The sequence below is a fragment of the Dysgonomonas sp. genome (assembly GCF_035323175.1).
In the GTDB taxonomy this organism is placed as follows: domain Bacteria; phylum Bacteroidota; class Bacteroidia; order Bacteroidales; family Dysgonomonadaceae; genus Dysgonomonas.
Genome location: NZ_DAOKYH010000017.1, coordinates 25,134 through 45,320, shown reverse-complemented (window position 1 = coordinate 45,320; position 20,187 = coordinate 25,134). Strand labels below are relative to the sequence as shown.

At 36.6% G+C, this 20,187-nt stretch carries 18 protein-coding genes; 10 read left to right on the top strand and 8 right to left on the bottom strand.

The annotated features are described in order from the left end of the window. Window positions 1-254 precede the first annotated feature (254 nt). Window positions 255-893: an HAD family hydrolase gene (locus tag PKC55_RS15200; RefSeq protein WP_291130418.1), complete on the top strand. Its 639-nt coding sequence runs from the start codon at window positions 255-257 to the stop codon at window positions 891-893. An 8-nt stretch (window positions 894-901) separates the two neighbouring features. Here PKC55_RS15200 and PKC55_RS15195 read toward each other — a convergent pair whose 3' ends face one another. The 4 genes from PKC55_RS15195 to PKC55_RS15180 all read right to left on the bottom strand — a co-directional run bounded on the left by PKC55_RS15195 (window position 902) and on the right by PKC55_RS15180 (window position 3,422). After that, window positions 902-1,420: an NUDIX hydrolase gene (locus tag PKC55_RS15195; protein ID WP_291130420.1), complete on the bottom strand. Its 519-nt coding sequence runs from the start codon at window positions 1,418-1,420 to the stop codon at window positions 902-904. Between the two features lie 200 nt (window positions 1,421-1,620). Next, a complete protein-coding gene (locus tag PKC55_RS15190) occupies window positions 1,621-1,839 on the bottom strand; it encodes a (4Fe-4S)-binding protein (protein WP_135104423.1) in 219 nt (72 codons plus the stop codon). Window positions 1,840-1,886: 47 nt separating this feature from the next. Next, a complete protein-coding gene (locus PKC55_RS15185; protein WP_283687663.1) occupies window positions 1,887-2,189 on the bottom strand; it encodes a GNAT family N-acetyltransferase in 303 nt (100 codons plus the stop codon). 72 nt (window positions 2,190-2,261) lie between these two features. Then, window positions 2,262-3,422: a low temperature requirement protein A gene (locus tag PKC55_RS15180; RefSeq protein WP_291130423.1), complete on the bottom strand. Its 1,161-nt coding sequence runs from the start codon at window positions 3,420-3,422 to the stop codon at window positions 2,262-2,264. Window positions 3,423-3,679: 257 nt separating this feature from the next. Here PKC55_RS15180 and PKC55_RS15175 point away from each other — a divergent pair, with 257 nt between their 5' ends. Together PKC55_RS15175 and PKC55_RS15170 are read left to right on the top strand one after the other, a co-directional pair. Next, window positions 3,680-4,846 (top strand): AIR synthase related protein, encoded by a 1,167-nt coding sequence (locus PKC55_RS15175; RefSeq protein WP_291026896.1) that lies wholly within the window; start codon window positions 3,680-3,682, stop codon window positions 4,844-4,846. Between the two features lie 121 nt (window positions 4,847-4,967). After that, the gene (locus PKC55_RS15170; RefSeq protein WP_135104419.1) at window positions 4,968-5,207 is read left to right on the top strand and encodes a hypothetical protein; all 240 of its coding nucleotides are present in this window, start codon (window positions 4,968-4,970) and stop codon (window positions 5,205-5,207) included. 77 nt (window positions 5,208-5,284) lie between these two features. On the opposite strand, the gene PKC55_RS15165 is transcribed toward PKC55_RS15170, so the two are convergent. The 4 genes from PKC55_RS15165 to PKC55_RS15150 form a co-directional block, all read right to left on the bottom strand. Beyond that, complete coding sequence (locus tag PKC55_RS15165) at window positions 5,285-7,369, bottom strand: DNA topoisomerase 3 (protein ID WP_291130425.1); 2,085 nt, start codon at window positions 7,367-7,369, stop codon at window positions 5,285-5,287. Between the two features lie 72 nt (window positions 7,370-7,441). Beyond that, a complete protein-coding gene (gene panB, locus PKC55_RS15160; RefSeq protein ID WP_135104417.1) occupies window positions 7,442-8,260 on the bottom strand; it encodes a 3-methyl-2-oxobutanoate hydroxymethyltransferase in 819 nt (272 codons plus the stop codon). Between the two features lie 267 nt (window positions 8,261-8,527). After that, window positions 8,528-10,054: a beta-helix domain-containing protein gene (locus PKC55_RS15155; protein WP_414647321.1), complete on the bottom strand. Its 1,527-nt coding sequence runs from the start codon at window positions 10,052-10,054 to the stop codon at window positions 8,528-8,530. A gap of 40 nt (window positions 10,055-10,094) precedes the next feature. Continuing rightward, window positions 10,095-12,950 (bottom strand): TonB-dependent receptor, encoded by a 2,856-nt coding sequence (locus PKC55_RS15150; RefSeq protein WP_291130433.1) that lies wholly within the window; start codon window positions 12,948-12,950, stop codon window positions 10,095-10,097. A 236-nt stretch (window positions 12,951-13,186) separates the two neighbouring features. Here PKC55_RS15150 and PKC55_RS15145 point away from each other — a divergent pair, with 236 nt between their 5' ends. The 7 genes from PKC55_RS15145 to PKC55_RS15115 are packed head-to-tail and all read left to right on the top strand — an operon-like array spanning window position 13,187 to window position 20,115. Then, complete coding sequence (locus tag PKC55_RS15145; protein ID WP_291130436.1) at window positions 13,187-13,756, top strand: hypothetical protein; 570 nt, start codon at window positions 13,187-13,189, stop codon at window positions 13,754-13,756. Between the two features lie 23 nt (window positions 13,757-13,779). Then, window positions 13,780-15,114, top strand: a complete 1,335-nt coding sequence (locus PKC55_RS15140) for a TolC family protein (RefSeq protein WP_291130439.1) — start codon at window positions 13,780-13,782, stop codon at window positions 15,112-15,114. A 7-nt stretch (window positions 15,115-15,121) separates the two neighbouring features. Then, on the top strand, window positions 15,122-16,351 hold the full coding sequence (locus PKC55_RS15135; protein ID WP_291130442.1) for an efflux RND transporter periplasmic adaptor subunit: 1,230 nt from the start codon (window positions 15,122-15,124) through the stop codon (window positions 16,349-16,351). A gap of 4 nt (window positions 16,352-16,355) precedes the next feature. Continuing rightward, window positions 16,356-17,096, top strand: a complete 741-nt coding sequence (locus PKC55_RS15130; RefSeq protein WP_291130444.1) for an ABC transporter ATP-binding protein — start codon at window positions 16,356-16,358, stop codon at window positions 17,094-17,096. 9 nt (window positions 17,097-17,105) lie between these two features. Continuing rightward, entirely contained in the window at window positions 17,106-18,326 is a 1,221-nt protein-coding gene (locus PKC55_RS15125; protein ID WP_135104410.1) for an ABC transporter permease, read from the top strand. 2 nt (window positions 18,327-18,328) lie between these two features. Next, the gene (locus PKC55_RS15120; protein ID WP_291130448.1) at window positions 18,329-19,417 is read left to right on the top strand and encodes a sensor histidine kinase; all 1,089 of its coding nucleotides are present in this window, start codon (window positions 18,329-18,331) and stop codon (window positions 19,415-19,417) included. Beyond that, the gene (locus PKC55_RS15115) at window positions 19,414-20,115 is read left to right on the top strand and encodes a LytR/AlgR family response regulator transcription factor (RefSeq protein ID WP_291026922.1); all 702 of its coding nucleotides are present in this window, start codon (window positions 19,414-19,416) and stop codon (window positions 20,113-20,115) included. The genes PKC55_RS15120 and PKC55_RS15115 overlap by 4 nt, the downstream gene beginning before the upstream one ends. The last annotated feature ends 72 nt before the right edge of the window (window positions 20,116-20,187 follow it).

The window sequence follows — 20,187 nt, the reverse complement described above, 5'->3', positions numbered from 1 at the left end:
AATATAATCCAAACAATTACGTAGCAAAAGGTGACAAAGGTGACACTTTTTTATATAATTATTATTGTCACTTTTCTGCTATGCTTTTTACAAGTAACAAGCGATTAATGAATTTATATTGCAATCGCAACAGTACTTTATAATAGATATTTTAAGCAGAAAAATATAGTAACTATTTACAAATCAAACGCTAATTGTTAATAACAATTTAAAACCTTACCTTTGCAGCGGAAAAGAAGAAATAATATTGAAATATGACAAAAATAACAACCATACTGTTCGACTTTGATGGAGTGATAGCGAACACCGAGCCTCAATATGATATATACATTGATGCTTTAGGTGAAAAATATAATCTAGGTATCGAAAATTTTGCTTTGAAAGTAAAAGGAACCACTAGTCCGGACATACTAAAAAAATATTTTAGCCACTTACCCAAAGAAGAAGTAAAAACAGTAGAGAGAGAATTAGGCGAATTCGAATTGCAAATGGACTTTCCTTTGGTAGACGGTGTGATGGAGTTTATTGAATATCTGAAAAACAATAACTATAAAATAGGATTGGTAACCAGTTCGCAGGATTTCAAAATGAAACGTGCTTTGGATATATTAAATTTATCCAAAACATTCGATACCGAAGTTACAGCGGCGCGCATAATCAAAGGTAAACCTAATCCGGCATGCTATCTATTAGCTGCGGAAGACCTAAATGTATCTCCCTCAGAATGCGTTGTATTCGAAGATTCTTTTCATGGAATACGAGCAGGCAAAGATGCCGGAATGCGTGTTGTAGGTGTTTCCACTACAATTCCAGAAAATGAACTTCAAGGTAAAGCCGATTTTATAATTTCAGATTTTTCAGATATAAAACAAGTCATCGAATATATCAACTAAATATAGGATTACCGTTGAACTATATTTTGAGAGCCTTTGTGTAAGAATAACTTGAAGTCGGATTCAAAATTTAAGGTAAATATATCTTTACCCAACTCATTTTGTATCTCATCGATCGTCCAAAAACGTCCGTCGGCAAGTTCTTCTGTATTTAGTGTAAAGTCTCCATCGTATATAGCATAATAACAATAGCTTAATTCACGTTCCCGATCTGTCTCTATTATATATTTGGTTATATAGCGAGGTATAATATCCGATATATTTAACTCTTCGGAAGCCTCCCGCAATGCTGCATTTTCGGGTGTCTCGTTTAAATCTATATGCCCCGCTACGGAAGAGTCCCACCTGTTGGGCTGTACATCTTTTGTAGCAGAACGTTTCTGTAAATACAATTCACCTTTAGAGTTAAAGATGTGGAGATGAATTACAGGATGTAACAACTTTGATCCATCATGACAAACACTACGTGACGCTTGTCCAACTACAATACCTTGTTCATCTACTAGAGGAAATATTTCTTCTTGCATTAAAGTCTTTTTTATTATAAAGTCTTCTTGACTTCTAAATATAGAAATTATTTTGATTAGAATTAGCTTGTTTTCACTACCAATTTTTTGTACAGAATCTTCCGCTTTACTATTTGACTATATAAATAAGGTTGAATATAAGTCCGAATTTGATAAAGTATTTATATATAAAAAGTTTAAGGATAAAGTAAAAGAGTATATTAAGTCTTATTCATCCGATAGGTAAGAGCTTTGGACGGACACATATCTATCTGTTCTATTAGTTCCTCAGTGGTAGCATTTTCAGGTTTTACCCATGGCCTTTCTTTAGGATGATAAACATTTGGCAGCATTTTAACACAAATACCCGCATGCTTACATATTTCAGGTTTCCATATTACGGTCACTTCCCCGTTTGTGTATTCTATTACTTTTTCCATTTTATAGAAATATTTTTTAATTGATTCTTTTTTTAAGATATGTTACGTTATACATTTATCCCCTTCATAAGAATACGCCTCCAGTCTGGATGTTTTTGTATATATCCCGCAACAAAAGGACATAATGGTACTAATTGAAGTTTTTGCATCTCAATATCCTGCAACACTTTTTCTACCAACTGACTGCCTATGCCCTGACCTCCAAGTTCGGAAGGTACTTCGGTATGTGTCAGATAAATCTCATTGTTGACCGATTTCATATATTTTATTTTGGGAATGTATTTTCCTACATGAAATTCATACTGGCTTTCATCTGTATTATTTATCAATTCATATTCCTTTGTTTCCATATTTCATTTCTACTATAAGTTTTGTTTCTTATTTATAAAACATATTTCTAGCACTCTTGTTCTCAATTTTTGTCATTCAACATTTGGATTCATCATTTCATAAATACTGATTGCCACAAATACGAACACAGACAAGGCATTAATTATTAACAGATTCAGGTATGGAGAAAACGGAATTATCAGCAATAAAGCTATTATGCCCACAATATGCGATTTTGCTATAATATGGCAAGTAAGCCATTTATAGGCCATATTGCTCATAAGATAAATGACTGGTCCCACTATTATGACAAAGATTGCAGCTAAAGAAATATAGCCAAGAGGATGATTGACAGTCAGTTCATCTCCAACAGCACTCATTATCAGTGCACCTACCAGTACCACATGCACAGCATGGTATTTCAGCCCTAACATTCCGGGGTCGTCCACTTTCTGGATTTTTTCAGCACCTACTTCGCTGCTCGTATCAAAATAGACCCACCACATAGCCAGACTGCTGACAGCAGACAAAAGGGCTGCTGCCACAACAGATAGTGTCCAAACTTCTAATTCGCTCAACGATGCACCTGTCATCAATATGGTTTCTCCAAAAGCAATAATTACAAAAAGCTGACATCTTTCTGTCAGATGATGTCCTTCAATTGTCCATTCTTTGCTCGAATCGGAACGACCGAGAATAGGAAGATAAAAACCATGCATAGGAGCTATATAGTCTGACAGAACAGCGATAGTCCATAATATCAATCGAATGAAATCTTCTTCCAAAGCTCCTACGATCCAGAATACGGCTGAGATAAAAAACCATATCAATATACGAGTATAGTTCTTTGTCAGATGATGCTTCTTGCCAAGCATGAAAAGGATAATACCCGAACGTCCGATTTGAGTAACAACATAACACAAGGCAAATATGAGCCCTCTATCTCCGAATGCATCTGGTATCGCCGCAGCAATGATAAGCCCTATCAACATTAAGATAAACAGAAAAATACGGATTTTTCGTGTATTAGGATCAAACCAATTAGTCATCCATGTAGTATGCTGCCAAGCCATCCACATGGCAAACCAGATTACTGCACTTTGTAAAAATCCAAGCCATGTAAGATGATGCAGGAGATAATGAGATATCTGGGTGACGGCAAATACATAGATAAGGTCAAAAAGAAGTTCGGAGAAAGAAACAGATGCGATACCATTCCCTCTACTGCGCAACAATGACTGTGAAAATGACATATTATAATAAATTGAAAGATATTTTAGTAGCAATAAAGATTATAAAGAAAACTAAAAAGCCAAGATGACTTCTATTCCAACAAAGATAAAATTTACATGTAAGTATGCGCTTAATTTCTTCTCATTTTTTCACACAATTCTCCCCTAAAAGAGAGTTATATATAGTATTGTATGATTGCAAAAATTAGAACTGTATTTCTTATTTCGATATTACCTCTATTTTATTAACTTTGCAGCTTAAATATATTCATATAATAATGAGTGACCAACGATACAACCAGCGTGGCGTTTCAGCATCGAAAGAAGATGTACATAATGCTATAAAAAACATCGATAAAGGAATATTCCCTAAGGCTTTTTGTAAAATAATCCCCGATATATTAGGTGGCGATGCCGAATATTGCAATATCATGCATGCCGACGGAGCAGGGACAAAATCTTCGTTAGCCTATATGTATTGGAAAGAAACCGGCGACTTGTCGGTTTGGAAAGGTATTGCACAAGATGCATTGATAATGAATATAGACGACCTGCTGTGTGTAGGTGCTACTGATAATATTTTATTGTCGTCTACTATAGGACGTAATAAAATGCTGATTCCGGGTGAAGTAATCTCTGCCATTATACAGGGAACAAATGATCTTTGTGAAGAATTATCGTCACTAGGAGTAAATATATATCCTACCGGTGGAGAAACTGCCGATGTAGGCGACCTCGTACGTACAATAATAGTGGACAGTACGGTTACCTGCCGCATGAAAAAATCGGATGTAATTTCTAACGATAATATACAGGATGGAGATGTGATTGTCGGCCTATCTTCATACGGACAAGCCACATACGAAAAAGAGTATAATGGCGGTATGGGTAGCAACGGATTAACATCTGCCCGCCATGATGTGTTTGCGAACTATTTGGCAACCAAGTATCCGGAAAGTTATGATTCGTCTATTCCTAGCAATCTGGTTTATTCAGGTAATATGAAGTTAACGGATATGATCGAAGGATTAGGAATTGATGCCGGTAAACTGGTTCTATCTCCTACTCGTACTTATGCTCCTGTTATAAAACAGATACTGGATAAATTACGCCCGGTAATACATGGTATGGTACACTGTTCGGGAGGAGCACAAACAAAGGTTCTCCACTTTGTAGATAAAGTGAAGATAACAAAGAACAACTTGTTCCCTGTGCCGCCTTTATTTAAATTGATACAGGAACAATCGGGAACCGACTGGAAAGAAATGTACAAAGTATTCAATATGGGGCATCGTATGGAAATATACTTACCTTCGGAATATGCCGAGGCTGTAATTGATATATCAAAATCTTTCGGCATCGATGCTCAGATCGTTGGATATGTTGAGAAGTCGGAGAAGACAGAACTGCTTATTGATAGTGAATTTGGCCGATTTGAATATTAATTAGGAATAGTTACTGTATTTGATTATCAAATTTAACTTTAGTTAATTAAATTCTATTTGATTTGCTACTATATTTGTATCCAAACGAAAATATTAATATTCACTTAATAGCGTACAAAGTATGAAAAAAATGATCATGTCGGCAATTATGTGTTTAGCCTTAATTGCATCAACAAGTGTAATGGCTCAAGACAAAGCACCTAAAAAAGATTGTCCTAAATCTAAAACAGAATGTACTAAAGACGGAGAAAAGAAAGCATGCTGTAAAGACAAAGCTGCTGCCGACAAAAAAGCTTGTACAAAAGACGGAGAGAAAAAAGCTTGTTGCAAAGACAAAGCTGCTACAGATAAGAAAAAGTAATTAAAACTTAAGGTAAAAATAAGAGCTATCATTGATTGATAGCTCTTTCTTTTTATATGTGACTTTCACAAAAATAGCTAAGATTTGTATTTCGTTTCAAATATTACTTTTAGTTCATCATCAGTCAAACTATCACCAACTTCATCAAAGGTCAAACGGAAGTTACAGCCCTGTTTCCACTCAGAACATCCGTAAGCCGTTTTCCCTTTCAATATTTTACCGACTTTGCACAACGGACAAGATAGAGGCTCGCTATTTTTAGATTCGGTTTTCTTTTCTTTCTTAGGCTTTGGTGTCGTTTTTTTATCACTAGCCTTCTTGTCCTTAGTCGGTTTCTTTGTCGATTTAGCCTCTTCTTTTACGGCTTCTTGTATTGTAATAGTCGTTCCCCAATCATTTTTCACATTGGCTACAATCTCTATTAGCATTTGCTTGAGCTCGTCAATGAACTGACGAGGATCATACTCGTTTCGTTCTATCTGGCGCAACTTTTTTTCCCAGATTCCGGTTAGTTCGGCTGATTTTAGCAGCTCTTCTTTGATTGTACCAATAAGCTCAACCCCTGTTTGAGTAGCATACAGATTCTTTCGTTCCTTGCGGATATAATTCCGTTTAAACAAAGTTTCTATTATTGCTGCCCGTGTAGAAGGACGACCTATACCATTCTCTTTTAAGGCATCACGCAACTCGTCATCATCCACAAGCTTCCCTGCGGTTTCCATAGCACGCAACAAAGTTGCTTCGGTATAATATTTAGGTGGCTGAGTCCATTTTTCGTTCAAGGCAGGGATATGAGGCCCCGATTCTCCTTTTTCAAAAGCAGGTAGTATGTTATCATCAGCATCCTCTTCTTTTTCATCCTGACTTTCTGCTTGCTTTTCAAATACTACTCGCCAGCCGGGTTCCAGAATTTGTTTGCCCGTTACTTTAAATTCTATTTTATTTACTTCACCCAGAACGGTCGTTGTTGCTATTTTACAATTTGGATAAAAAGCTGAAATAAAACGCCTTGTTATAAGATCATAAACCTTTTGTTCGTTACCTGCTATCGCATTGGCCCTTACACCTGTAGGTATAATAGCGTGGTGATCGGTAACTTTACTATTATCAAAAACCTTTTTTGACTTTGGAATCTTTGCTGCTGCCAATAAAGGTTTCACAAGCTCTTCATAGCCACTTATTCCACGGAGGATGGCAGGAATTTTAGGATAAATATCATCACTAAGGAATGTAGTATCAACACGAGGATATGTCACCAGTTTCTTTTCATACAAAGACTGTATCGTCTTTAATGTATCTTCTGCCGAGAATGCATACTTTTTATTGCATTCCACCTGTAGAGCAGTAAGGTCAAACAAGCGTGGAGGTGCCTCCTCGCCTTTCTTTACTGATACATCTGTTACTTCAAAATCAGCTTGCTTTATTTCTTCAAGAAACTTCTCACCTTCTTCTTTTACCAGAAACCGTCCTTTAGTTGCAGAGAACGTCGTTTCTCTATAAACTGTTTTTAGCTCCCAGTAGGGCTCAGGCTTAAAGTTCTCAATCTCGAGCTGACGGTTGACAATTAGTGCCAATGTAGGTGTTTGCACTCGTCCGATAGACAGTACCGATCTATTTTGCCCATACTTTACAGTATATAACCGAGTAGCATTCATACCTAACAGCCAATCGCCTATTGCTCTGGACAATCCGGCTTCATAAAGCTTATCGAAGACCTGCTCTTCTTTAAGATTATTAAACCCTTCGCGTATCGAATCTTCGGTTAATGATGATATCCACAGACGTTTTACTGGAACTTTGCATTGAGCTTTTTGCAATACCCAACGTTGAATTAGTTCTCCTTCCTGTCCGGCATCTCCACAGTTTATAACCTCAGCAGCTTGAGAAATCAAGGTTTCAATAACTGAAAACTGCTTCTTAACACCATCATTATCAATAACCTTTATACCAAAACGAGGTGGAATCATCGGCAATACGAATAGAGACCATTTTTTCCACTCCTGGGTATATTCGTGAGGCTCTTTGAGTGTACAGAAGTGTCCGAAGGTCCATGTTACCTGATAGCCATTGCCCTCAAAATAGCCGTCTTTACGAGCATTCGCACCTAAAATACTTGCTATCTCTCTTGCAACACTTGGTTTTTCTGCAATACAAACCTTCATTTATTGTCAACTCCTTTTATAGATATTATAATATTTAATAGATCAGCTATACTTTGCAACAGAGATCAAGCTCTAATAACTTTCGTTCTCATTCGGAAAATCAGAAGTCTTTACATCCTTGATATAATTCTGAACAGCTTCAGTCATTACAGAATGTAAATCTGCATAACGACGTAAGAATTTAGGCGAGAAATTTTTATTTATTCCAAGCATATCATGTACTACCAAAACTTGTCCGTCGGCATGAGGTCCCGCCCCTATACCTATAGTAGGAATTGATAGTTTTGATGTAACTTCTTTTGTCAGTTCAGCAGGAATTTTTTCTAATACGACACCAAAACAACCTACTTCCTGAAGTTTAAGAGCATCCTTTAGTAGTTTATCTGCTTCCGACTGGTCTTTTGCTCTCACATTATAAGTTCCATATTTATTTATAGATTGTGGCATAAGCCCTAAGTGCCCCATTACTGGAATACCGGCATCGATTATCTTCTTGATATCCGAGATAACTTCTTCGCCACCTTCTACCTTAATAGCATCAGCTCCGGTTTCTTTCATCATGCGGATAGCATATTCGAGAGACTTTAATGGGTTACCTGACACTGTACCAAATGGCATATCAACAACAACGAGTGATCGTTTAACTGCATTCATGACAGAACGCCCATGATAAATCATTTGTTCCAGAGTCATCGGAAGAGTAGTAACATTACCAACCATTACATTAGAGGCGGAGTCACCAACCAAGATAACATCCATTCCCGCCTGATCGATAATAGATGCCATTGAAAAATCGTACGCTGTAAGCATTGAAATTTTTTCGCCACGTTGTTTCATTTCTATCAGGCGGCGAGTAGTGACCTTGCGGTTATCTTCTGTGTATGTGGACATAATCTCCTTTTTATGGTTAAAAATTATGGATTTAAAGACACAAAGATATGATTAAAGTATCAATTTAAGGGTTAATCTTACCGTGATATAATTTCTCTTTGTTAAAACAATGCAATTCCAGAGTCATATTAAGAAAGGAGAATATACGCTGCATTCTCTTCTATTTTATGCACTTATATGCTTATTGATATCCCCCAATATTTAGCATAAAAAAGCCGAATGTTTTTCACATCCGGCCTTTTCTCATTTTGAAAATTTCTGTTATTATTAGTAAGTAGTGTTTTGAGGATCAAAGTTTGTCCATCCTTGCAACCAGTTATCATTGCTAGAGTCACTGGCAAAAGCACCTGAATAGGTTACTTTTGTGAAGAATGAATCTGACAACGAAGCGTTTGAGAAAGAAGCCAATCCAATTACAGGGCTACCTGAAACAGGACCGTAGTTCGGATTACTTGCTTTACTGTTTGGTTGTTTCAATTTCAGGTCTGAAATACTAGTCAAAACCTTATTATTGTTAGCTGTTAGTTTAAAGAATGTACTTGAGAATGATGCTTTTGTTTCGTCTGTTATAGATGTTCCATTGGTTGACAATTGGTCTGTCCATGTAGGCGATTGTTTGTTGATATCAGCACCAAGAACGTTCATTCCGGCAAAAACATTGTTCTGTAGTTTAAGTGTGCCGTCTTCAGCCCATTTTTGAGTTGTTCCTTTCTGATTGTCTAATATTAAACCTACCGGATAGCCTGTTGCAACAGAGTTGAAAAGATTCAAACGAGAGTTGCGACGAATTTGTATTGCAGCTTGGAATACACCTAATCTTGATCCATTATTAGGATTTAGCCCATTACCTGTAATGTACTGAGTTGTATTAGCAAAATCTGTAGCTTGTCCGATTGGACCTATTAGAGTCACATTACTAAATACAGCTTTTGTATATGGTTCGTCGGTTGTACCATTCGCATTGTTGTCTGATTCGAAACCATTAGATAAAGATTGGTCTGCAATCTGAGGGTTTCTAACACCTAAAAGGAATTGAAGATTACCTGAGTAACCATTATCTGTATCGAAATCATCGTCCCATCCGTGATATGCTACAAGATATTTAGCATTTACAGTCCCGCCAAACCATTCAAAAGAGTCATCATTAGAATAAGATACTTGTACGTGATCTATTTGTGTGCCACGACCTACAGATCCCATTGTCAAACCATTAATTTCCTGGTCTGTTGCAAAAGGAAATCCGGCATATTCAATTCTCACATAGCTGACTACACCAGAGTTGTCATTATCGTCATTACCACCATGTTTGGCATTTACTCCACCTTCTATTTGCATTCCATCTACGATATCGATATTATTTTTTGCTCTACCGCAAAGTATAATACCTCCCCAATCTCCCGGCTTACGGCTTCCTGCCGCCTGATTAGAAGTAAATACGATAGGAGCAGAAGCTGTTCCTTTGGCTATTAGCTTTCCGCCTCTTTTTGCTATAATTGCTGCTTTTGTATTTTTATCACCTTTGATAATAGTACCCGGCTCGATAGTCAGTGTAGCACCATCTTCGATATATACCCAACCTTTCAATACATAAGTACCTTTTGCAAGTGTATGGCTCTCTTTTATGCTAAATTCCTGTTCACCATTACCTATTTCAGTACCATTGTTAAATAGGATCTGTTCTTTAGACGGATCTACTGTTGGATCATCATTGCCATTATCAGAACAAGCTGATAGAATAGCGATAGATGCAACTAAAAATAATTTTCCAAATAAATTTAATGTCTTCATATTCATATTATTAAAATGTATTACTTTCTGATTTATAATTTGTTTTCTAAAAAGAGTATCTAGCTGTTAATGATATATTTTGTCCGGTCTTAAATTCTTTTGTTATTTGTTCTCTTTCTTGTGTATTACCATCAGCATCTATGAACTTAGGAAATTGAGCATACTTTACTTTTGCGGCAAGTATATCTTTTACTGCTGCATTCAGTTCAAAATGCTTCCCGAATTTTTTAGTTATAATAAAGTCTACTACGCTTCTTGGCATCTCATACATATCGGGAATATCATTGTTTACAGAGCCACCAGAAGTAGTAGATACACGGCCAATACCAACTATTCGTTTCCCAATTATATTATAGAGTGCTGTCACATTAATTCCCAATTTTTCGTTCTGATAGAATATACCTGTATTTACCAGATAAGGAGATTGACCTTGCATAGGACGGTCGTAGTTGGCACTACTTCTTTCTTTAAACTTTACCTCGCTTTTTATCAGAGACCCGTTGAAGGTCAAAGAGAAGTTATTAAGCCCTATAAAGTCTAAACTTTTCTTTATGTCTACTTCAATACCATAGTTGTTAGCCTTATCCGCATTTTTGAAAGTATAGATATATGTTCCACCTCCATCGAGATAAGTCCATTCTATCGGATTCGTAAAGTTTTTGTAAAATAGAGCCACCGAGAAAATTTCTGAGTTGGAAGGATAAAACTCGTATCTTAAATCAAAATTATTGACATATGCAGGCTTTAAGTCAGGATTACCCGAAACAAAACTGAACAAATCGAAATCATAGTATGACGATGATGATATTTCTCTAAATTCTTGTCTGTTTGTAGATCGCCCATAAGCCAATCTTACTAAATGATCGTTAGATAAATTGTAAGAAGCATTCAAAGAAGGAAATATATCCGTATAGTTATAATCTGATGTTTTTGACTTATCTCCCGATATTGTTGTATAGCTCTTCAATGACATTTTGTTGTGCTCTAAACGAACTCCGGTATAAATATTCAATTTATTCAGTGGAATATTGAAGCCGATATAGCTTGCAGCCTGCGTATTTGTTCCCGAATAATCATTTAATCGATCGGTATCATCATAAACATACAGCTTGGTTGCTCCATAGTTTTGAGGAATCAGCATTTGAGTATAAACATCTTTATATCCAAAGTCTTCATCCAGATTCTCAGGTATCCAGCGATACTTAAAATAGCGTGTATTATAATTCCGATCTCTATATTCTCCATATACACCTGCTTTTATAGATGGTTTAAATCCATTCTCAAAGGAGAAATCATGTGTATAATTGGCAGAAAAGGAATAATTATATTCGTTTAGTTTGTTATAGTCGCGTGTTATATCATTTTGATCGATTTGGTATTCCATATAGTGTGCATCACCCGGATAACCATTTTGCTCCCAGTTAATAATACGTCTGTCCGGCTGATTTCTATTGCTGTAAGAAAAACCCAATACCCAATCTAATTTATCTTTCTCCGTCAAAGTGTGCTTCCCTGCAAATTGGGCTGAATAAGCAAGACGACTGCTATAGATATATTCTGCTTTTCGTTGCCCGTAGAAGCCACTTGTATTCTGATATCCTTCGCGCTCGGTATATCTGTTTTTACCTATTTGATTCAATATATTTCTAAATTCGAAGTGATGCTTATCATTGGGCATGTATATCAGATTAGCCAAAGCCCCTACCCTTGCATCATTGTTGTACTGATTGTCTTTATACTTAAATGTAAAGTATGGTTTATCATTGTCCGAATCGTAGACTCCATATCGGGAGTTTTCCATATCGGTAAAAGTCTTACTTGTATTGCTATAATTCAGAGCAGCTATAAGTCCCCACATACTGTTGTTGGCTCCGGCGTATTTTCGGTTGATAACAAAACCTAAACGTTGATCGGGTAATGGTTTCTTGTTTTTTACAAGCCAATCGTTATTGAATCCGTTTTGGGTAAGATCTGTTACTTGCTGAGAATTATCATTATCTATACGTCCGGATGAAAATGCACTCGAAAGACTTCTCATACCATTATCAAATCCGAGAAAGTCTGTTGCACTACCTTTACTGTATTTAAAATCTTTGAATTGAGTTTGCGTATTTATACCGGCTCCGTAACTGACCTGGATAGAATTTTCGTTTGGGATTCCCTTTGTCTCTACTTTAATAAAACCTCCCGAAAAGTCAGCAGGCAGCTCTGGTTGCGGAGATTTTACAATCATAATATTTTCTATCTGTGAGCTTGGCAATATATCGAATGAGAAAGATCGGCTATCTGCTTCCGAGCTAGGTATAGCACTATTATTTACCCATACATTGTTATATCGTTGAGAAAGACCTCTGGCAACAACAAACTTATCATCTATAATCGATATGCCGGGAATACGTCTTATCACCTCCGATGCATCGCGATCCTGACTTTTTGCAATTTGCTGTGAGGATACTCCACTGACTACTGCGTTCGATTTCCGTATAGAACTCAGTAAAGACACTTCAGAATTTATACGTCCCAAAGCTACAACGTATACTTCGCCTAATGTATGCGATGCTTCTATCATGGGAATATCTACTACAGTGGGCTCTCCTTTTTTGATCTCTACATCTGTAATTTCTAATGGTTGATATGAGATGTAAGAAGTTACGAGGGTATATTTCCCCGGAGTAAGCTTCAATTCATATTTTCCATCTTCATCAGAAATAGCACCTATTGTTGTGTTCTTAACAGAAATGGTAACTCCCGGTAGAGATTCTTTTGTTTTTGCATCTATAATACTTCCGGTCAGAATGGTCTGAGCAGAAAGTGTAGTTATTGATAATAGAGCAAATACAAGCAACATTGATTTTAGTAAGTTGCGGTTCTTCTTTTTCACTGAATAGTCAATTTTAAACATATATTTATTTGATATTTTACATTGCAAATCACTTACATTTTTGTTACAAGAGAACTACACCCTCAATAAGTTTAATTCAAGAAAACGTTTCGTTTTAGTTACGGTACACCAATATCTGGACTAGCCAACAGATCAAACCTAAATATGATGTATTTGTCGATAAAACAGACTTATTCATCGATTACCATTGTGTAGCGAAATACACAAATATACTTTTGAGTAAAAAGAAAGATAAAATGAAGAAAATATTATTGACAGTAACTCTTATTATAGCATGCGGTAGCCTTGCTGCACAAGGCTCTATGGGAGGTATGGGAGGAGGAAGACCTCCCGGAGGAGGCAAAGGACGAGGGGAAGGCCATGCACCTATGCATCAAGGTAATTCTCGAGACGAGAGCTTTTTTATTATGGGTATACCTGACATTCCGAACCTAACCCTTGAACAACGAGAGAAATTGAGTAAAACCATTTCGGATGAACGGAAGGATATCTTCAAATTGATGCAAGAGAAACAAGAGCTAAAAATGAGATCAGAGAATCCCGGAATAGCGAATAAAGAAAGATTAAAACTTACAGAAAAAATAAGTAAAACAGACGAGAAGATTAAGACTAAACAAGAGAAATACGACCAAAAGTACAAGTCTATACTTACAACCGAACAATACCACATATTTGCTGAAAAGAAACAAAGCGTGGAGTTTCGCGAACCACCCAGAAGGAGACTCGAAGAGAAAGGAGATCAACGTCCTTCAGCAATGCCAAACGAAGGTACAGCTCCCGATGAATCACCAGATGGAATGTTTTGAAAACATTAAGATACAATTTAAAGATGAGCATTTATTTTACTAAAAATTTGTTAGGTTTAGTAATGGCAGTAACCGGACTCTTCATTCCGGTTGCTGCTTTCTCTCAAAAAAAATGGACATTAAGAGAGTGCATAGACTATGCCAGACAAGAAAACATCCAAGTAAAGAAGTCCATTATCACTACAGAAAGTTACAATGTAGATATTTCGCAATCGAAGGCTGCATTGTTTCCGAGTTTAAGCGGGAGTATTTCGCAGAGATACACAAATTCTCAGTCACCGGATGGTGCCGGGAATTATCATTATGAAGGATTGTTCAATGGGCAATATACATTAAATGCAAACTGGACAGTATACAATGGTGGAAAAAATAAGAACAATATTAAACAAGCTCAACTAAAAAAAGAAGCTCAAAACCTAAATACAGAAAATATCCGTAATCAGACTGAGATATCTATTACACAGGCTTATTTACAAATTTTATATAGTAGAGAGTCGATAAAAAACAACGAGAATATTCTAGCATCGGATGAAGAGCAATTGAAACAGAGCAAAGAGTTTCTTGATGCAGGAAGTATTACACACAGTGAATATGCTCAGGTGGAAGCTCAATATAGTTCCGACAAATACAATCTTGTACAAGCACAAAGCTCTTACGAAAGTTATAAGTTACAACTGAAACAATTGCTCGAATTAGATTATGATGAAGAGATAGACATTGTATTTCCTGAGATAAATGACGAAGATATACTATTATTTATCCCTTCAAAATACGAAGTTTACAGAAGAGCTCTAAATATAATGCCCGAAGTAGCAAATAGCAAATTAAATATCCAGTTGGCTAATCTCAGTAAATCATCTGCAAAGGCAGGCTATCTACCTACTGTTTCTGTTACAGGAAGTATGGGCACCGGTAATATATTTAATAATTCACCCTCCTTTGCAACACAAATAGGACGAAATTTCAATCAGTCTATAGGGCTTACGCTTAGTGTGCCTATTTTCGATAATAAACAAAACAAGTCAAACGTAAAAAAGGCAGAGCTCGACATACAGACAGCTCAACTAGACTTGATAGATACAGAAAAAACATTATTAAAGACGATAGAAACCTTATACCAAGATGCAGTATCGGGGCAAAGCAAGTATAGAGCAGCTAAGGATCAAGTAAAATCTTCGGAATTGAGTTATCAGCTCGTACTAGAGCAATATTCATTAGGAATGCGCAATACAGTAGAACTCACTACCGAAAAAAATAATTATGCCAATGCTTTACAGTCTTTACTGCAAGCCAAATATACAGCATTGCTAAGTTTGAAATTACTAAATTTCTATCAAGGACAAGAATTAACGCTTTAATAAGATAATGATGAAAAGAAAATCCAAGAAATATCTGATAATAGGAGCTATAGTACTCACTTTATGCTGTATAGCTTTTCTTATATTCCCACAAGGGAAAAAGACAATAACTACATTAACAACAGCTAAGGTAGACAAAGGGAACCTTTCTATAGCCATCACAGCGACAGGAACAATAGAACCCATTACCCTGGTAGAAGTAGGTACACAGGTTTCGGGTGTAATATCTAAAATATATGTGGATTACAATTCGGAGGTCAAGGCCGGACAAGTACTTGCCGAACTGGATAAACGCTTACTCGCATCTGAACTGGAAAATGCTAATGCAGCACTTCAATCGAGACAAGTGGATCTGGATCTTCAAAAGAAAAATTATGAGAGGCAAAAAAGCCTTTGGGAAAAACAAGCGATCAGCAAGGTTGATTGGGAAAATGCCGAATCGACATACAAAACCGCTCAACTGGCTGTAACATCGTCCAAAGCAGCCGTATTAAAGGCTCAAACCAATCTTGGCTATGCAACTATTACTTCAACAATAGACGGAGTAGTTGTTTCCCGTGCTGTAGAACAAGGACAAACGGTAGCTGCATCATTCAGCACTCCGACTCTTTTCACCATCGCAAACGACCTGACCAAGATGCGCGTAATAGCCAATGTAGATGAAGCAGATATAGGCGGAGTAAAAGAGGGACAACGAGTATCTTTTACTGTGGATGCTTTTCCCGAAGACGAATTCCAAGGGAAAGTAGTGCAGGTAAGACTGGAAGCAACAACTACATCCAACGTAGTTACATATCAAGTTGTAATAGATGCACCCAACCCTGACCTCAAATTAAAACCAGGGCTGACAGCAAACGTAAACATCTATACAATGGAAGAAAAAGACTTACTATTGATTCCTTCAAAAGCTTTACGTTTCAACCCTGCACCCGAAGTAATGAAAGATATAGAAGGGTTAAAAGTATCAGAACAAAGAGGTCCTGTTGATTCTAATAATGATAAAACTCAGAAAATAGTATGGGTAAAGGAAGGAGATAAGCTATTACCCAAACATATTGCTATTGGTAAAACCGACGGCATACATACAGCTATAATAGAAGGACTGCATGTAGGAGAGGAAGTTGTAACCGGAGTATCACAAAAGACAAATGGTGATAAACCCGAAGGACAAACCAATGGCAATGGAGAATCTAGCCCTTTTATGCCAAAACGCCCCGAAGACAATAAGAAAAAATAACGTAATGACTAAAGAAATTATAAGAGTTGAAAACCTCAAGCGAAACTATATTGTTGGTGATGAAACGGTTCATGCTTTGAGGGGAATAGACTTTAGTATATCCGAAGGCGAATTTGTCACAATCATGGGTACAAGCGGCTCGGGTAAATCTACTTTATTGAATATACTGGGCTGTTTGGATACACCGTCCGATGGTGAATATTATTTGGATGGGATTTCTGTACGCAAAATGGGTAAAAATGAAAGAGCAACCCTCCGTAATCGTAAGATAGGATTTATATTTCAGTCTTACAATTTACTGGCAAAAACAACAGCTGTTGAAAACGTTGAGCTGCCATTGATGTACAATCCGGATATATCGGCAAAAGATCGTCACCAGAGAGCCATAAAGGCTTTGCAAGATGTAGGACTGGGAGACCGACTGAATCATAAATCGAATCAAATGTCGGGAGGGCAAATGCAACGGGTAGCCATTGCCAGAGCATTAGTGAACGAGCCTGTTATCATATTAGCAGACGAAGCAACAGGGAATTTGGACACTCGTACTTCGTTCGAAATATTATCACTGATGCAGCGGTTACACTCCGAAGGACGTACTATTATATTCGTTACACACAACCCCGAAATATCGGCATTTAGCAGTCGTAATATTGTTATACGAGACGGACGTATCAAGGAAGATACAAGGAACATAAATATTCAATCGGCAAAAGAATTTCTCGCTAAATTACCGATAGAAAACTGATATATTAAAATGAATTTCATCAATCTCTTTAAAATAGCATTACGAGCCCTTAGCGGTAATAAGTTTAGGGGATTCCTTACTATGCTTGGTATAATTATCGGTGTAGCTGCCGTTATTACGATGCTTGCAATAGGTCAAGGATCTAAAAAAAGTATACAGGATCAGATTTCCACAATGGGCTCTAATATGATAAATATACGTCCCGGAACCGGACAATTTGGTGGTGTGCGTCAAAGCTCTTCCAGTATGCAAACATTAAAGATGGAAGATTATCAGGCAATAGTAGATCAGGCAGAATTCATTTCTGCAGCATCGCCGGAAGTTCAATCTTCGGGGCAAGTGATTTTTGGAGCAAATAATGCTCCAACATCTATCTATGGAGTAAATCCTTCTTTTCTTGATATCCGCAAATATACAATAGCACAAGGAGAGATGTTTACCGATGCCGATGTGAAGACGTCTGCAAAAGTATGCGTGATCGGACAAACTGTAGTTGATAACCTATTCACGAATGGAGAAGATCCTGTAGGGCAAACAATACGTTTCAATAAAATTCCATTCAAAGTCATCGGCGTATTAACATCAAAAGGGGATAATACAATGGGAATGGATCAGGATGACCTGATGATATCACCTTATACTACTGTACAAAAGCGTATATTGGCAATAACTTATATACAATCCATATCGGTTTCGGCGGTTAGCGAAGATGCTACAGATCAAGCCATTTCGAGTATAGAAAATATAATGCGGCAACAACATAAAATAACAGGAAATCAGGAAGATGACTTCAATGTACGATCGCAAAAGGAACTAATAACTATGATGAGTTCTACAACAGACATGATGACTATCTTGCTGGCATGTATTGCCGGAATATCTCTTTTTGTTGGTGGCATCGGTATTATGAACATCATGTATGTATCGGTAACAGAGCGCACAAGGGAAATAGGTTTGCGAATGTCTATCGGAGCCAAGGGATTTGATATATTGATGCAATTCCTTATAGAATCTATACTATTGAGCGTTACAGGAGGCGTTATAGGCGTGATCATTGGTATTGGCAGTGCATATATTGTGAAAAATATTTTAGCATGGCCTATAGATATTCAAGTTTATACTATAGCTTTGTCTTTTATAGTATGTACCGCTACCGGAATATTTTTTGGGTGGTATCCGGCAAAAAAAGCATCGACCCTCGACCCTATAGACGCACTCAGATACGAATAACGATGAAAAACTTTATAAGAATATTTCCACATGTACTTATCTGGACAATTGTTTTAATTGTTCCTACTTATCTGATGTCAAGAGAAGGGGTATTTGATATCAAGCCTTTCTACAATTATTGTATACGTGTTGCGCTACTAGCGATACTGTTCTACCTCAATTATTTATATTTGATAGAGAAATTTTTATTCAATCGTAAGATTATTACCTATATAAGTATAAATATTGTGCTTGTTATCATTATTGTTGCATTACAAACAGTAATATCAGACCTGCTCGCTTTTTCCATACCTGTCAATATGCAGGAACATCCAAGAGAATTTCCACGAATGGAAGAACATCGAAGAGGTGGTCCCGGAGGCCCTCCTTTGATGAAATTTATTATAGACTATATGTCTATTTTCTTTCTTATTGGTCTTAGTGTTGCCATAAAAATGACAGCCCGTTGGTATAAAGATTCTATCACCTTCGAGAAAGTAAAAAGCGTACAATTAGAAGCGGATTTGCGAAATCTTAGAAGTCAGCTGAATCCTCATTTTCTATTCAACACATTAAATAACATATACTCGCTTATTGCCATAGATCAAAACAGAGCTCAGAATGCAGTACATCGCTTGAGCAACTTGCTGAGATATGTTATGTATGATAATGATCAGAAATTTGTACCATTGGATAAAGAACTGGAATTCACAAAAAACTATATCGATTTGATGCGACTTCGTCTTAGTTCTACGGTAAAGCTCAATGTTGAAATAAATAGCGCAGGAAGCAAAGATCTGATTGCATCCCTGATGTTTATTACACTTATTGAGAATGCTTTTAAACACGGAATAAACAATGGAGATAATAGCTTCATTAATATAAGTATCTTGGTTGATCCGGGAAAAGGTATTTTATGCACTGTAGAAAACAGCTTGATTGAAAAAGCTGAAAATATGGAAACTCATAATTCAGGAATCGGACTTGTAAATCTTACAAAGAGGTTGGAGTTGTTATATCCCGACAGATATGAATTCATCGCAGAAAAACGCTCTGATCGCTTCTTTACATTATTGAGGATAGATTTCAAAAAAACAGAAATAACAGCATGACTCTCAAATGTATAATAATAGACGATGAACCCTTGGCTATCGATTTACTAAAATCATACGTCTTAAAAACATCTTATCTGGAACTAGTTGGAACATTTAATAGCGCACTATCTGCTATCAGCACAATAAATGAGAGACAGATAGATCTACTATTTCTTGATATCAATATGCCTCAGATCAATGGACTTGAGTTTTCAAAAACAATACATGCATCTACACGTATTATTTTCACTACAGCATATGATCAATATGCGGTTGAAGGCTTCCGTGTAAACGCTTTGGATTATTTACTCAAACCAATCAACTACACAGATTTCTTACAGGCAACAAACAAAGCACTAGAATGGTTTAAACTGGCAAATATATCCCATTCAACAACAAGTATATTTATCAAATCGGGTTACAGAATGGAAAAAATAGATTTTGATAATATTCTGTATATAGAGAACCAGAAAGATTATGTGAAGTTCCATCTCGAAAATCAAAAAGAACCAATTAGCTCTTTAATGAGTATGCAATCGCTTGAAGAAAAACTTCCAAGTAATTTATTTATGAGAGTACATCGTTCTTTTATTGTCAATCTGAAAAAAATAAAAACAATAGAACGAAATTGTATCGTTTTCGGGAAAGAATATATTCCTGTCTCCGAATCATATAAAAGCAAATTCATGGATTTTCTTAACAAACATTTTTTTTAAATCCCCTCTCCATCCACGATTTTTATCGTGACAAATAATCACCCTCCATTATACTCTAGCAATCAATAAGAT

Excerpts from the sequence above, each read along its gene's own strand:
- PKC55_RS15200 (WP_291130418.1), top strand. The coding sequence starts at position 255 with ATGACAAAAATAACAACCATACTGTTCGACTTTGATGGAGTGATAGCG.
- PKC55_RS15195 (WP_291130420.1), bottom strand. The coding sequence starts at position 1,420 with ATGCAAGAAGAAATATTTCCTCTAGTAGATGAACAAGGTATTGTAGTT.
- PKC55_RS15190 (WP_135104423.1), bottom strand. The coding sequence starts at position 1,839 with ATGGAAAAAGTAATAGAATACACAAACGGGGAAGTGACCGTAATATGG.
- PKC55_RS15185 (WP_283687663.1), bottom strand. The coding sequence starts at position 2,189 with ATGGAAACAAAGGAATATGAATTGATAAATAATACAGATGAAAGCCAG.
- PKC55_RS15180 (WP_291130423.1), bottom strand. The coding sequence starts at position 3,422 with ATGTCATTTTCACAGTCATTGTTGCGCAGTAGAGGGAATGGTATCGCA.
- PKC55_RS15175 (WP_291026896.1), top strand. The coding sequence starts at position 3,680 with ATGAGTGACCAACGATACAACCAGCGTGGCGTTTCAGCATCGAAAGAA.
- PKC55_RS15170 (WP_135104419.1), top strand. The coding sequence starts at position 4,968 with ATGAAAAAAATGATCATGTCGGCAATTATGTGTTTAGCCTTAATTGCA.
- PKC55_RS15165 (WP_291130425.1), bottom strand. The coding sequence starts at position 7,369 with ATGAAGGTTTGTATTGCAGAAAAACCAAGTGTTGCAAGAGAGATAGCA.
- panB (WP_135104417.1), bottom strand. The coding sequence starts at position 8,260 with ATGTCCACATACACAGAAGATAACCGCAAGGTCACTACTCGCCGCCTG.
- PKC55_RS15155 (WP_414647321.1), bottom strand. The coding sequence starts at position 10,054 with ATGAATATGAAGACATTAAATTTATTTGGAAAATTATTTTTAGTTGCA.
- PKC55_RS15150 (WP_291130433.1), bottom strand. The coding sequence starts at position 12,950 with ATGTTTAAAATTGACTATTCAGTGAAAAAGAAGAACCGCAACTTACTA.
- PKC55_RS15145 (WP_291130436.1), top strand. The coding sequence starts at position 13,187 with ATGAAGAAAATATTATTGACAGTAACTCTTATTATAGCATGCGGTAGC.
- PKC55_RS15140 (WP_291130439.1), top strand. The coding sequence starts at position 13,780 with ATGAGCATTTATTTTACTAAAAATTTGTTAGGTTTAGTAATGGCAGTA.
- PKC55_RS15135 (WP_291130442.1), top strand. The coding sequence starts at position 15,122 with ATGATGAAAAGAAAATCCAAGAAATATCTGATAATAGGAGCTATAGTA.
- PKC55_RS15130 (WP_291130444.1), top strand. The coding sequence starts at position 16,356 with ATGACTAAAGAAATTATAAGAGTTGAAAACCTCAAGCGAAACTATATT.
- PKC55_RS15125 (WP_135104410.1), top strand. The coding sequence starts at position 17,106 with ATGAATTTCATCAATCTCTTTAAAATAGCATTACGAGCCCTTAGCGGT.
- PKC55_RS15120 (WP_291130448.1), top strand. The coding sequence starts at position 18,329 with ATGAAAAACTTTATAAGAATATTTCCACATGTACTTATCTGGACAATT.
- PKC55_RS15115 (WP_291026922.1), top strand. The coding sequence starts at position 19,414 with ATGACTCTCAAATGTATAATAATAGACGATGAACCCTTGGCTATCGAT.